Here is a 13667-nt window from a genome sequence, read left to right on the forward strand (position 1 = left end):
TTCGATGATTTCTACACCTTTCCATTTGCACAAATCTTTAAGAATCGTTCTGATATCCAAACGCAATTGGTTATAAATGATTTTTCTTCTGTATTTTGGTGTAAATACAATGTGATATTTGCATACCCACTTGGTATGTGCTAAACTATTTGCCATAGGGCAACATCCTTTCTTGTTTTAGTGACGGCTTGAACACTATCATTATACAAGAAGGATGTTGCCCTTTTGCTTAAGCATTAATCCCACCTGCGTAGCAGGTGGTTTTTGAGCCAAATCCCCTTGAGGGATTCGGCTCCCAAGCTAAAGCCATAATAATAAAAAGGACGCTTTCGGGCGTCCTTTTTTATTCTGCGCGCTTGCGGGATCTCACGACGGGTAAGAGAAAGGCCAGCCAGCGTAGTATATTCACCTGGAATCTGCGGTGTCAAAGCCCCTCAACCTACCGGAATAAGCCTCTGATACAGCTTCATGTAAATATAGTGTGCTTTTATGAAACATTTACTAATAACTAAAACTAATGTATAATTAATAGAAGTAAATACTAATAAAATTGAAATTTTTCAACATATTACAAAATGCGGCAGACCTGCATGCTCTCATATTTTTCAAGGAAGAGAGGGGGAATTATTTCTTTTATGGATATGGATATAAAAATAATTTACCTGACTAACGATACCCGCCGCTATGCCGGCATGAAGAACGCCTGTCTGCAGCTGCAGGACGAGATGAAGATTTCCGATCTGTGCATGGCTGTCAAGCTGGAACGTTCCAGCGAATGGAACTATGTCTGGGAACGGAAGCTCCGGGGCAGCAGCCTGATTGTAGCCAGGTTCTTCAATAATATTTTTAAATCAAAATTCTGGGAAGAATGCCGCAGATTTCTGGATGCCAACCACATCCCCTATGTCATCGACGCAGTGGAATCTGCTTCAGCCGGGAATGGTGCGGGAGTGGAAAAATCTGTTGCCGCACGCCTCAGGGGATATACCTTCTACGGCGGCGCCGAAAACTTTCGGAACTTCTGGTTGTATGCCTCTTCTCTTACAGACACATCTGTCACCGTTCCGGACGAACCGAAACCTCAATGCTGGGCGGGTATCTATCATCCTGACATGCCTGACGGCTTCATGACCGATTTGGCCGCATACCGGGAACAATTCTGCAAACCGGACAGGCCGGTCATCGGTCTGCTGTTTTACCGTGACGAATGGATCTGGGACGACCTGGCCTACCCCACCGCTTTCATCCGGGAAGCGGAACAAAAAGGCTGCAACGCTCTGGCCGTATTCACCAACCAGATGCCTGACGAATCCCTGGGCATGCCCAGCATCCGCAAGGTATTTCATGATTTCTTCACCCAGAACGGTGAAACCGTAATCGATGTTCTCGTCAGCGCCATGAAATTCTCCCACGTAGGCAACGGCAGCCTAACTACAGACGAACTGGAACAGCTGGGCGTACCGGTTTTAACAGCCTACACCCTGCTGACGACGGAAGAAGACTGGCGCAAAAATCCCGAAGGCCTCAACGCGGTGGAAACTTCCATCGCCGTAGCCCTGCCGGAATTTGACGGCGCGATCCACGGGGTTCCTATCGCCGGCCGTAACGTACTGCCTGACGGCGCCATCGAATACCAGCCCATGCCAGAACGTATGGCCGCCATGGTGGATAAGGCCATCAAATGGGCAAGGCTCCACCGTCTGAAAAACGAAGATAAAAAGATCGCCCTGATTTTCCATAATTACCCGCCCAAAAATTACAATATCGGCAGCGCCTCCGGCATGGATTCCATGGAAAGCGCGACCCGGCTTCTGGCCCGCATGCAGGCGGATGGCTACAAGATTGACTTCCTGCCGGAATCGGCGGAAGAGTTTATCCGCATCATGACTTCCCATGCCACCAACGATTTAAGTCTGTTAACCGACAAGCAGGCAGAAGAATGCCAGAAGCTTTCCGCGGATGAATATGCGGCTTTCTTTGCCACCCTGCCGGAAGAAGCACGGCAAAAGATGACGGAACAGTGGGGCGAAACTCCCGGCGATATCATGCTGTCCGATGAAGGCAATATTCTGGTGCCCGGTACCATGAACGGCAACATTTTTATGACTGTGCAGCCTGCCCGCCAGTATGGCATGGATCCCGCCCGGGCCTATCACGATCCTACCATAGCCCCCACCCACCAGTACCTGGCGTTCTATTACTGGCTGCGGGAAGTGTTCAAAGCTGATGCAGTGATCCATCTGGGCACCCACGGTAATCTGGAATGGCTTCCCGGTAAGGCAACCGGACTGGACCGTTCCAGCTATTCCGATATCGCCCTGGGTTCCCTGCCCAACATTTACCCTTACCTGATGACCATCTCCGGCGAAGGCGTCATCGCCAAACGCCGCAGCAGCGCCTGCCTTATCGGCTACCTGCCCGCCCCCGTAGCGGAAGCCGGTGCTTTCGACGAACTGGCAGAGCTGGAAAAAATGGCTGACGAATACAGCCATTTCCAGAAACAGGATTCAGAACAGGCGGCCGAACTGGAGAAAAAAATCATTGAACTGGCCCATGAAACGAAGATCGACGAGTCTGTTGCCTATGACGAAACAAAACCTTTCACCGATTATCTGGCAGAACTTCATGAATATATTGAAGAGCTGCAGGACAGCGAGATCCATGTCGGTCTGCATGTGCTGGGTCAGCCGCCGGAAGGAGATATCCTCATCGGCGAGGTCATGCATCTCCTGCGCCTGTCAAACGGGCCGGTGCCTTCCTTATATAACTTGTGGGCAGAAAAATTCAGTTTGAATTTTGAGGAACTGGAAAAGAATCCCTCCGCCATCGTGGAAGCCTTCGACCTGACCGGTGGCGAATTGCTGCGCCGCATCCGCAACGAAAGCCGGGCATTTGTAACGGCCATTGCGGAAAAAGGTTTCACGGAACAGTCTGTCAACGCGGCCATGCAGCTGCCGGAAATGGCAGAAGGGCCGGAAGAATGGAAGCAGAAAACTAAATCCCTTGGACAATATATCATTGAAGAAATATATCCCCGTCTTGCCAGAACAACAGATGAACTGGATCATACGCTTTCAGCCCTCTCCGGCAAATATGTGGCCCCCGGGCCTTCCGGATCTCCCAGCGCCGGCGGCGTAGATCTGCTGCCTTCCGGTCGTAACTTCTACGGTGTGGATCCCCGGGCACTGCCCTCCCAGGCAGGCTGGATGGCCGGGAAAAAACTGGGCGACCGCATGATTGAAAAGTACATTACCGACGAAGGAAAGTATCCCGAGAACATCGGTATGGTCCTCTGGTCAGGCCCCAACATGCGGAGCAGCGGCCAGGACATCGCCGAGTTCCTGTACCTGCTGGGCGTCAAACCCGTCTGGCAGAAAGGCAGTCTGCGGGTTACCGATCTGGAAGTAATTCCCCTCGACGAACTGAAACGGCCCCGCATCGATGTGACGGCCCGCATCAGCGGCTTATTCCGGGACACGCTCCCCCACCTGGCCGAGCTGATGGACAAAGCCGTGCTGATGGCCGCGAAACTGGACGAATCCGATGATGACAACTTTGTACGAAAACATATCCGGGAAGACAGCGAAGCCTTACAGGCAGACGGCGCTTCCGCAGACGACGCCTGGCGTAACGCGGCCTTCCGTGTCTTCGGCGATGCCCCCGGCACATACGGTTCCGGCATCAACGTAGTGCTGGACGCCAAGAACTGGGAATCGGAAAAAGACCTGGCCGACGTGTATGTACGCTGGGGCGGCCACGTCTTCGGCGGCGGACAGCGGGGCATATATCAGCCCGAACTGTTCAAGAAACGTCTGGCGCAAATGGAACTCACCGTAAAAAACGAAGAGAACCATGACATGAACATCCTGAGTTCCGACGACTACAACGGTTTCCACGGCGGCATGATCGCAGCGGTCAAGAGTTTCGGGCAGAAGACGCCGGTGTCCTACGTGGGCGACAGCGCCAACCGGGGCGCCCCCAAGATCCGCACGGTAGCGGAAGAAATGAAACGGGTGGTGCGCACGGAATCCCTGAACCCGAAGTACATCGAAGGCCTGATGCAGCACGGTTACAAAGGCGCCATGGACATGGCCAACCGGCTGAACATCAGCTTCCAGTGGGACGCCACCAGCAGTGTAATGGAAGACTGGATGTATAACGATTACGCTGAGAAATACGCCTTTGACCCGAAAGTACAGCAGTGGATGAAAAAAGTGAATCCATGGGCCCTGCAGAATATCGCAGAAACCCTGCTGGAAGCAGAACAGCGCCAGATGTGGAACGCAGACGATGAAACGAAAGAAAAACTGCAGGAACTGTATCTTTCCGTGGAAGGCGAGATTGAAGAAGACGACGAAGACTAAGTCTGCTTGCCATCGGTAACGGTTAAAAAACGCAGGACTGTAGCGAAACCTGCACTGTGGGTTCACAACCTAAGGTATTGATTAACATATTATAAATTATCAAATGATTACGGGAGGACGATACGATTATGAAACGACAGGGAACCTTTCCATTTACCGCCATTATCGGGCAGGAAGAGATGAAAAAAGCGCTGGTGCTGAACGTAGTGAATCCGCGCCTGGGCGGCGTACTGATCCAGGGGGAAAAAGGTACAGCCAAGTCCACCGCCGTGCGTGCCCTGGCCGACCTGCTGCCGCCGCGCCTGTGCATCAAAGGCTGCAAGTTCCACGACGACCCCAACGACAAATCCAACTGGTGTGATGAATGCCACGAAAAATATGACAATGCGGCGCCGGAAACAGAAGAACTTCCCATGAAAGTAGTGGAACTTCCCGTCAGCGCCACAGAAGACCGTGTCGTAGGAACCCTGGACATTGAAGCTGCTATCAAAGAAGGGAAACGTTCCTTTGAGACCGGTATTCTGGCGGACGCTAACCGGAATATTCTGTATGTAGACGAAATCAATCTGCTGGACGATCACGTAGTAGACGTACTGCTGGACTCCGCCGCCATGGGTATCAACACCGTAGAACGGGAAGGCATCTCCTACTCCCACCCCGCCCGCTTCTCCCTGGTTGGTACCATGAACCCGGAAGAAGGCGATATCCGGCCCCAGCTGCTGGACCGTTTTGCCCTTTCTGTTTACGTAGCCGGCGAAAAGGACCTGGACAAACGGGCCGAGGTTATCAAACGGCGTCTGGAATACGAAGACGATCCGGAAGAATTCATTAAAAAATGGGAAGAAGAACAGCAGAACGAAGTGCACCGCATCCAACGCGCCATGAAACTGCTGCCCCAGGTAACCACATCCAATGAGATCCTGCGCATGGCAGCCCAGATTTCCATTACACTGGGTGTTGACGGTCACCGGGCTGATATCGTGCTGATCAAAACCGCGGAAACCCTGGCAGCCGTGGCCGGACATACCGAAGTTACCAAAGAGGACCTGCGGGAAGCCGCCCACCTGGCGCTGCCTCACCGTATGCGCCGCCGTCCTTTTGAAGAACAGAAGCTGGACTGGGAAAATGTGGATAAGGTGATTGACGCATGAAAAGAACAGGATATCCGCTTGCCGCAGTCTGCGGTATGGAAAAGGCAAAGGAAGCCGTAACGCTGGCCCTTGTCAATCCACATGCAGGCGGAGTGCTGGTAAGCGGTGAAAAAGGAACCGGGAAGTCCACCCTGATGCGGGGAGCCCGGGAATTATATAACGCGCCCTGGATCGAGATTCCCGTAAGCGTTACGGAAGACCGGCTGTTCGGTTCCATTGATGCCGAAGCAGCGGTAAAATACGGCAAACGGCAGCTCCAACCGGGGTTGATCGACGAAGCGAACGGAGGTGTTGTCTACCTTGACGATGCCAACCTGCTGCGGGACGATATACTGTCTGCCGTGCTCCGGGTTGAGGAAACCGGCGGTTACCAACTGGAACGGGACGGCCTCTCCGAACACAGGGACACAAAATACACGGTGCTGGCCGTCATGGCTCCAGAAAGCGGCACTCTTTCTTCTGCCGCTCTGGACCGTTTTGGTCTGTTCGTTTCGGTAGAAGCGGAAACCGATGAAGAAGCCCGGATGGAAATCGTACGCCGGGTCACCTCTTTTGAAAAAAACGGAGAAACCTTCCGGAAAAACTGGGCCGCAGAAACTGAACGGCTGGCAGAAAAAATTGCCAAAGCCCGCGCGCTGCTGCCCGAGGTGGAAGTATCCGACGCCATGATCCGGCTGTCCTCCGTTTATACGATCAAAGCCAACGTGGCCGGGCACCGGGCCGACATTTACCTGATGGAAGCCGCCCGGGCTGAAGCCGCTCTGGCCGGACGCAAATACGTACTGCCCAAGGATCTGGAAAAGGCCGCGGAATTCGTGCTGCCCCACCGGATGCGGGAATTGCCGCCGGAACAGCCACAGGAGCCGCAGCAGAACGAAACAAAAGAACCGGAAGACGCACAGCAGAATCCGCCGCCGCAACGGGAAGAACAGGATGAACTGTTCTCCATGCCGGACGCGCCGGAACCGGAAGAAACCGATACGGAAGCCCACGAAGGCAACCAGGAGGAACATAAGGAAGACGAAACCATGACCAACCCCAACGCGGGAAGCAACGACCGCGTGGACGCGGCGGACATGCGGGTGAAGCTTCCGCCGGTCTGGGTTGAACCGGTAAAAGGAAAACAGAAACGCAAAGGCAGCGGCAAACGCAGCGCCACCCGTACAGACGAACGGCAGGGACGTTATGTCCGCGCCGAGATTCCCCATTCCAAATCTTCTGACATCGCTTTTGACGCCACCCTGCGGGCCGCAGCCCCCTACCAGAAATGGCGGGAGTCCAACGGCTGCGCCCTGGTTATCAAAGAAGAAGACCTGCGCACCAAAGTCCGTGAGAAACGTACCGGCAATATTTTCCTCTTTGCCGTAGACGCCAGCGGTTCCATGGGCGCCCGGGAACGGATGAAGACCGTAAAGGGCGTCATCCTGAAAATTTTACTGGAAGCCTATCAGAAACGTGACCGGGTCGGCATGATTGCCTTCCGGAAAAACCAGGCGGAAGTATTGCTGCCAGTCACCAAGAGCGTTGACTTCGCCCAGAAAAAACTGGCCGCCATGCCCACCGGCGGAAAAACACCGCTGGCCAAAGGCCTTTCCAAAGCGGAAGACGTGCTGGATATGCTGTACCGGCAGGACCCGCTGCAGGATCCTGTGCTGATCCTGATTACGGACGGTCACGCCACCCTGCCCCTGGAAAACGGCACCAACGCGGTGGACGATGCCATGACCGAAGCAGAACACATCGGCAAACGGAATATCCCCATTGCGGTCATTGACACCGAAAACGGGTTTATCAAGCTGGGACTCGCCAAAAAACTGGCCCGGAAAATGGACGCATCGTATTTTAAAATTGATAAACTTTCGGAAGACAGCCTGCTTCACATATGGCGAAAAATGAGCGGATAAGGTAAAATAATATAACCGGCTGCCGCGCATAACAGAAAAGCCGGAAAACCTACAGCGTCTGACGCCGGCACGGAAATGCCGGGCATAGATGCGGAAGGACACAACATATGATAGAAGTAAAAAATCTCCGAAAAACGTTCCCCCATAAAGATACCCATAATAAAAAAGCGGAAAAGGTAGCTGTGGAAAATCTTTCCCTGACCATCGGCACCGGTGAAATTTTCGGTCTGCTGGGCCCCAACGGCGCCGGCAAGACAACCACGATCCGGATGCTGACCATGCTGTCCCGTCCCACCTCCGGAGAGATTCTGTATGACGGCAGACACATCGGCAACGCGGACGATGCCCGTCAAATCAAGCAGATGATCGGCGTCGTGCCTCAGAATCTGAACTTTGATCAGGATCTGACTGTAGGGGAAAACCTGGAATTGCACGCAAGGCTTTACCACATGAACCGGGAAGAACGGGAAGCCCGTATTGCCGAACTGTTGGAATACGTTGAACTGCAAAACGTAATCAATGACGGGGTGCGGCAGCTTTCCGGCGGCATGAAACGCAGACTGCTGATTGCCCGGGCCCTGATCCACCGGCCTGAGATCCTGTTCCTGGACGAACCCACGGTAGCCCTGGATCCCCAGGTGCGCTGGCGTATCTGGGAGCTTGTGCGGCGGCTGGCAAAAGACGGTGCAACGGTTCTGATCACCACCCATTACATTGAAGAAGCAGAAGAACTTTGCGACCGGGTGGCCATCATGAATAAAGGGAAACTGATTGATGTAGACACACCTCAGAATTTCATCAACCGTTTCGGCCGGTTTGTAGCGGAATGGCGCGACGACGTGCACCGGGACTTTCGCTTTTTCAACACCCGTGAAGAAGCCCGGCAGTTCATCGGCACCATCGACGCGGCCTCTTCCATCCGCAAATCGAATCTGGAAGACGTATTCATTGAACTGACCGGAAGGAAGGAGGGACTCTGATGCTGTCTGACATCTGGACTGTTTTCTGGCGGGACTGGGTCGTACTGAAGCATCGCATGACCGCCTTCATCCTTTCCCGCATGGTAGCGCCTCTCCTGTATCTGGTAGCCTTTGGCTGGGGGCTGGGCCGCAGCATCCAGACGGCTAACGGCGCTTCCTATATTGATTTCCTGGTTCCGGGCATTCTGGCCCTGAACTCCATGAACATCAGCTTCAACAGCGTAACGCCGGTCCACGCGGAGCGGGTGTACCACAAGAGCATTGAAGAATATATCATCGCCCCCATCCGCCCATACGCTTATGTAATCGGAAAAGTGCTGGCAGCCGTGCTGCGTGGACTGATCTCCTCCGCTATCATCATCGCGCTTTCCTATGCTTTCGGCGCGCACTTCACCATTACGCCCCTCTTTTTACTGGTGCTGATACTGAATTGCGCCATCTTCGCCGAAATCGGTTTTGCCGCGGCCATGTTCCTCTCGACGTATGAACAGATGGGCCAGGTGAATACTTATATCCTGTTGCCCATGTCCTTTTTATGCGGCACCTTTTTCTCCACAAAAGCGTTACCCGATGCGTTGCGTATTTTTATCGAATGCCTGCCCCTCACCCACACCAGTTACCTGTTGCGGGGCATCGGCAGCGGGGCGGAAGTGTCGTTATGGTCAGTGGGAATCCTGCTGATTTATCTGGTCGTGGTCTTTGTCATCGGCGGCCAGGCGTTTATAAAGCTCAGAAATTAATAAGGAAGTGTACGGATTATGAAAAAAATTCTTTTCTTTTCACTGATGGTAAGCCTGCTGGCCTTTGTTTCTTTCGGCTGTAAGCCGGAAAACGCAGCCACGAACGCAGGCAGCAAACCGGCAGTTCAGACCTCGCAAAAAGCTTTTGCGGAAATTACCGATTCCGAAAAACGCAACGTGGTTCTTACCAAAAAGCCGGAGCGGGTCGTGGTCATGGTGCCTTCGATTCTGAATTACGTGGACGCAGTGGGCGGAACGATTATCGGCCGTCCTTCCAGCAGCAAAGCGTCTGTGATTCCCCCTTCCATGGAAAAAGCCGAGGACGTCGGCCATGTGTTTAACATCAACATGGAAAAAGTTGTGGGACTGAAGCCGGACCTGGTGTTCATCAATGCGGCGCAATACCAGAAATTTATAAAAATGCTGGAGACCAACAACATAAACGCCATTACGCTGCAGCCGAAAACCTATGAAGAAACCAAAGAAGCGCTGGTTATCACCGGTAAGGTTTACGGGAAATCTGCTGAAGCGGAAAAACTGAACAAGACAATGGATGATAAAATCGCTGCCACCATTGCCAAAATGCCGAAAGACCACAAGAAGCGCATCGTGATCCTGCACGCCACCCCGTCCACCGTAACTGTGGAACTGGAAAACAGCATTGCCGGCAACGCAGCAAAAATGCTGGGCTTTGTCAACATTGCCCAGGGCACCACAGCCATTCAGGGCAAACCGGAAAAAGCCCCTTACAGCATAGAAGTACTGGTGGAAAAGGATCCGGAAATCATCTTCATCACCTCCATGGGCGCCCAGGACAAGATTGAAAAACGCCTGAAGGCCGATGTGCAGGGAAATCCCGCCTACAGCGCCTTAACCGCCGTAAAGAACAACAAAGTGTTTATCCTGCCGGAAGATTTATTCCTGACACCTCCGGGCTTACGGTATCCGGACGCAGTGGAACTGATGGCGAAACATGTATTCCCGGAAAACTTTAAGTAATATCGGAGGAAAACAATATGGCAGATAAATTGCCGGACGCATCCGAACGGGCGGAACGTTATGGTATTGACCGCAGGGTCTGGCGCGTCGCCATGCTGATCCTGTTTACAGTCCTTGCCGTGACCGGCTGCCTTATGTCCATTGCCTTAGGCGCTGCGGATATTTCGGTTTCCCAGGTCGTGGAAATATTACTGCATCCCAAGGCAAGCCCCCAGGATCAGATCATCTGGAACATCCGGCTGCCCCGGACCATTGTAGGCGCCATGGTAGGCCTGAACCTGTCGCTTTCCGGCGCGATTTTACAGGCCGTCATGCGCAACCCCCTGGCAGACCCACACATCATCGGCATTTCTTCCGGCGCGGGTATCGCAGGCATCACCATTATGATCCTCTTCCCTGCGCTGGAATACCTGATTACGCCGGTAGCCTTTATCGGCGCCATGCTGGCCGCTATCGCCATTTACATCCTGGCCTGGAAAAACGGCATCAAGCCGGTCCGCATCATTCTGGCGGGCGTAGCCGTGTCCGCCTTTTTAAGCGCCGGCATCTCCGGTCTGCTGGTATTCTACAGCGACCGTGTTAACGGCGCCCTGATGTGGATGGTAGGCGGTCTGGCTGCCAGAAGCTGGCCCCATGTTACCATTATCGTTCCCTACGCATTGATCGGTCTGGTACTTGCCATCGTCAGCGCCCACTATCTGAACATCCTGCAGTTAGGCGATGAGATGGCCAAAGGCCTTGGCGTAAACGTTGAAGTTACACGCATTGCCCTGACTGCCATTGCGGCGCTCCTGGCAGCCAGTGCCGTCAGTGTGGCAGGCCTGTTGGGTTTCGTCGGCCTGGTAATTCCTCATGTAGCCCGTCTGATTCTGGGTTCCGACTACCGTTTCCTGATTCCGGGAGCCGCCCTGCTGGGTATCGCCATCATAACTTTCAGCGATACGTTCGCCCGGGTAGCCTTTGCGCCCATTGAACTGCCCGTAGGCATTATCATGGCGTTTATCGGCGCGCCCTTCTTCCTGTTCCTGTTAAGGAGGGAATTATGATGGACAATATGATTGAAGTAAGAGACCTGCAGGTCACTCTGTCAGGAAAAACGATCGTACAGCACATGAACGCGGATATTCCAAACGGGAAGATTACCGCCATCATCGGACCAAACGGCTGTGGCAAGAGTACTACGTTGAAAGCCATCTGCCGGATCAATCCCATTTCTGCCGGCCAGATCACCCTGCTGAACCGGAACGTGTGGGACTTCGGTTACAAAGAATTCGCCCAGAAACTGGCTATCCTGACCCAGTCTCCCCAGGCCCCGGCTGATATGACAGTACGGGATCTGGTGGCCATGGGACGTTTTCCCTATCGCAGTCTCTTCGGCAAAGCCACTAAGGAAGATCAGGAATGTATAGAGTGGGCGCTGGAAGAAACCAGCCTGGTGCCCTACCAACACCGCATCCTGCAGACGCTGTCCGGAGGCGAAAGGCAGCGCGCCTGGATTGCCATGGCCCTGGCCCAGAAGCCCCAGGTACTGCTGCTGGATGAACCAACAACCTATCTGGATATCTGCCACCAGCTGGAAGTCATGAAGCTATTGGACCGGTTAAACCGGGAGCTGAAGCTGACAGTCGCGCTGGTACTCCACGATTTAAATCAGGCAGTACAGTTCGCCCACCATGTGGTGGTCATGAAGAAAGGAACATTGGTCACAAGCGGGAACCCGGCAGATGTAATTACGGTAGACCTGTTAAAAGAAGTCTTCCGTGTAAAAGCAGAGGATGTATATACTTCGGAAGGCGTGCGCACACTGGTGCCGCTGGATTTGTATTAATCAAATAAAAAAGCGACCGGCCACGCCAGTCGCACAAAAGAAAACACCGGAATCTTTTCATGCGGATTTATACTGCCAGACGTAGTATAAATCCGCATAATGCTTTTCAGCCGGATTCCACAAAACAAAAAAATGAAGAGGAATCATCAGAAAAGGGTTAGCCATTGCTAACGCACTATGCAAAAAATTGGTTAGCTTTCGCTAACCAATTTCATTTTACCCTACTACTATCCATTTGTCAAGCGTTTTTGAAAAATCCATAATTCAAATATCCGCTTACATAAAAACGCGGGGCGCTCCCGGAGGCAGCAGTCCCAGCAAATCTGCCAGGAAGTAGGCAGATGCGGGAATCAGGATGCCAAACGCCGTGCCCCAGGCCTTATCCCCCGTTTGGAAATTACGGAAACAACCACGGATACTGCAAATCAATACGACACCCCAGATAAAAATAAGGGACGTGGTAGTACTTTCTCCACCCGGAAACATGAATCAACACCTTCTTTTCTGAAGAAAACATTACGCTAATACGATTTACGAAATCCCTGCGTATCTGAAAAGCGTTTTACTTCTTTCTTATACAAAATTACCCACGGTGTGACACCCGTGGGTAACTGCGTTTCAAAATGGTGCCTCAGCACAGAATCGAACTGTGGACACAGGGATTTTCAGTCCCTTGCTCTACCAACTGAGCTACCGAGGCATACTGGCGACCCGGACGAGACTCGAACTCGTGACCTCCGCCGTGACAGGGCGGCATTCTAACCAACTGAACCACCGGGCCGGACATAAAAAAATGGTGGGCGCTAACGGGATCGAACCGCTGACATTCTGCTTGTAAGGCAGACGCTCTCCCAGCTGAGCTAAGCGCCCACATGGTGATCGACCGGGGGCTCGAACCCCGGACCCACTGATTAAGAGTCAGTTGCTCTGCCAGCTGAGCTAGTCGACCACTTGACGTGTTACTTGAATATTATAGAACAAAGGAAAAGGATTGTCAAGAAAAAGTTGAAAAACTGTTAATCCGCGATTTCCAGTTTTTCCAGATTCCTGTACATGAAATCAAGACGGTCAAACCCGAAATTAAGATAATGCTGGATGCTGTCCGTGGTCGTATTTTCCGGCCAGAAGATAATAATCAGGTTCTTTCCTTCCACATTATAATTGTAACTGTCCGGTGTATGGCGCCGGTTCATCAGCCCGTTAAACTGTTGCAGTACCGCCAGGCATTTACGGGGATGGTACTTGCTTAAATCGGCCCCCACTACCTTAACCATCATAAACCGTCCCGGAGGCACAGCAATAACGCCCATATAATCAATTTCCGCCACCTCAGAATGATGCTTCACAACATACACATCATTGCCAGTTGCGGTGTCAACCATCACTTCATAGGGGACATTTTTACCATCCAACCACGTCCGAACGTCTTCAATTGTTATCATCAGCCTTCATCCTCCCGAATTATTGGGGCCGGCGTCCGAAATTGCCGCGCCGGTTCCGTTTTCTTTCGATCATGACTGTGAGAGTAGTAACGGATTCATACTTCTTCATTATCACGGTTGTATACTCCGTCATTATCACAGAGTAATACTACGAAAATATTATAATATATTCTCACGCTGCGAACAAGCACCATTCCTTATAATAATGAAGATTTTTATTTTCAACATTGACAAGATTCTTCCGTCGGCATAAAATTAT

11 protein-coding genes and 4 tRNA genes are annotated in these 13667 nt (G+C 52.5%); 8 read left to right on the forward strand and 7 right to left on the reverse strand.

Translation table 11 applies throughout. From position 1 onward, the window contains the following. Positions 1-156 (reverse strand): transposase (locus BM159_RS09515; RefSeq protein WP_143089426.1); only part of this gene is annotated, 156 nt, incomplete at its 3' end. A 479-nt stretch (positions 157-635) separates the two neighbouring features. On the opposite strand from BM159_RS09515, the gene cobN reads away from it, so the two are divergent. The 8 genes from cobN to BM159_RS09555 all read left to right on the forward strand — a co-directional run bounded on the left by cobN (position 636) and on the right by BM159_RS09555 (position 11966). Next, positions 636-4364, forward strand: coding sequence for a cobaltochelatase subunit CobN (gene cobN / locus BM159_RS09520; RefSeq protein WP_093914011.1), 3729 nt, complete (start codon positions 636-638; stop codon positions 4362-4364). A gap of 128 nt (positions 4365-4492) precedes the next feature. Beyond that, positions 4493-5515: a magnesium chelatase ATPase subunit I gene (locus tag BM159_RS09525; protein ID WP_093729770.1), complete on the forward strand. Its 1023-nt coding sequence runs from the start codon at positions 4493-4495 to the stop codon at positions 5513-5515. Next, the gene (locus tag BM159_RS09530; protein WP_093914012.1) at positions 5512-7419 is read left to right on the forward strand and encodes a VWA domain-containing protein; all 1908 of its coding nucleotides are present in this window, start codon (positions 5512-5514) and stop codon (positions 7417-7419) included. The genes BM159_RS09525 and BM159_RS09530 overlap by 4 nt, the downstream gene beginning before the upstream one ends. A 107-nt stretch (positions 7420-7526) precedes the next feature. Continuing rightward, positions 7527-8399 (forward strand): ABC transporter ATP-binding protein, encoded by an 873-nt coding sequence (locus BM159_RS09535; RefSeq protein ID WP_093914013.1) that lies wholly within the window; start codon positions 7527-7529, stop codon positions 8397-8399. Further along, positions 8399-9139, forward strand: a complete 741-nt coding sequence (locus BM159_RS09540) for an ABC transporter permease (RefSeq protein WP_093914014.1) — start codon at positions 8399-8401, stop codon at positions 9137-9139. The genes BM159_RS09535 and BM159_RS09540 overlap by 1 nt, the downstream gene beginning before the upstream one ends. 18 nt (positions 9140-9157) lie before the next feature. Next, positions 9158-10138: an ABC transporter substrate-binding protein gene (locus BM159_RS09545; RefSeq protein ID WP_093914015.1), complete on the forward strand. Its 981-nt coding sequence runs from the start codon at positions 9158-9160 to the stop codon at positions 10136-10138. Between the two features lie 92 nt (positions 10139-10230). Beyond that, complete coding sequence (locus BM159_RS09550; protein WP_342745759.1) at positions 10231-11184, forward strand: FecCD family ABC transporter permease; 954 nt, start codon at positions 10231-10233, stop codon at positions 11182-11184. After that, positions 11181-11966: an ABC transporter ATP-binding protein gene (locus BM159_RS09555; RefSeq protein WP_218149569.1), complete on the forward strand. Its 786-nt coding sequence runs from the start codon at positions 11181-11183 to the stop codon at positions 11964-11966. Before BM159_RS09550 ends, BM159_RS09555 begins: the two co-directional genes overlap by 4 nt. A gap of 276 nt (positions 11967-12242) precedes the next feature. Here BM159_RS09555 and BM159_RS09560 read toward each other — a convergent pair whose 3' ends face one another. The 6 genes from BM159_RS09560 to BM159_RS09585 all read right to left on the reverse strand — a co-directional run bounded on the left by BM159_RS09560 (position 12243) and on the right by BM159_RS09585 (position 13408). Further along, positions 12243-12452 (reverse strand): hypothetical protein, encoded by a 210-nt coding sequence (locus tag BM159_RS09560; RefSeq protein ID WP_093914017.1) that lies wholly within the window; start codon positions 12450-12452, stop codon positions 12243-12245. 138 nt (positions 12453-12590) lie between these two features. Continuing rightward, positions 12591-12666: transfer RNA gene (locus BM159_RS09565), tRNA-Phe, on the reverse strand. A gap of 4 nt (positions 12667-12670) precedes the next feature. Then, positions 12671-12747: transfer RNA gene (locus BM159_RS09570), tRNA-Asp, on the reverse strand. A 13-nt stretch (positions 12748-12760) separates the two neighbouring features. Beyond that, positions 12761-12836: transfer RNA gene (locus BM159_RS09575), tRNA-Val, on the reverse strand. Positions 12837-12839: 3 nt separating this feature from the next. Continuing rightward, positions 12840-12915, reverse strand: a tRNA-Lys gene (locus BM159_RS09580). Between the two features lie 67 nt (positions 12916-12982). Next, entirely contained in the window at positions 12983-13408 is a 426-nt protein-coding gene (locus BM159_RS09585; protein WP_093914018.1) for a hypothetical protein, read from the reverse strand. Positions 13409-13667: the final 259 nt, after the last annotated feature.

Source organism: Succiniclasticum ruminis DSM 9236, assembly GCF_900112895.1.
GTDB lineage: Bacteria > Bacillota > Negativicutes > Acidaminococcales > Acidaminococcaceae > Succiniclasticum > Succiniclasticum ruminis.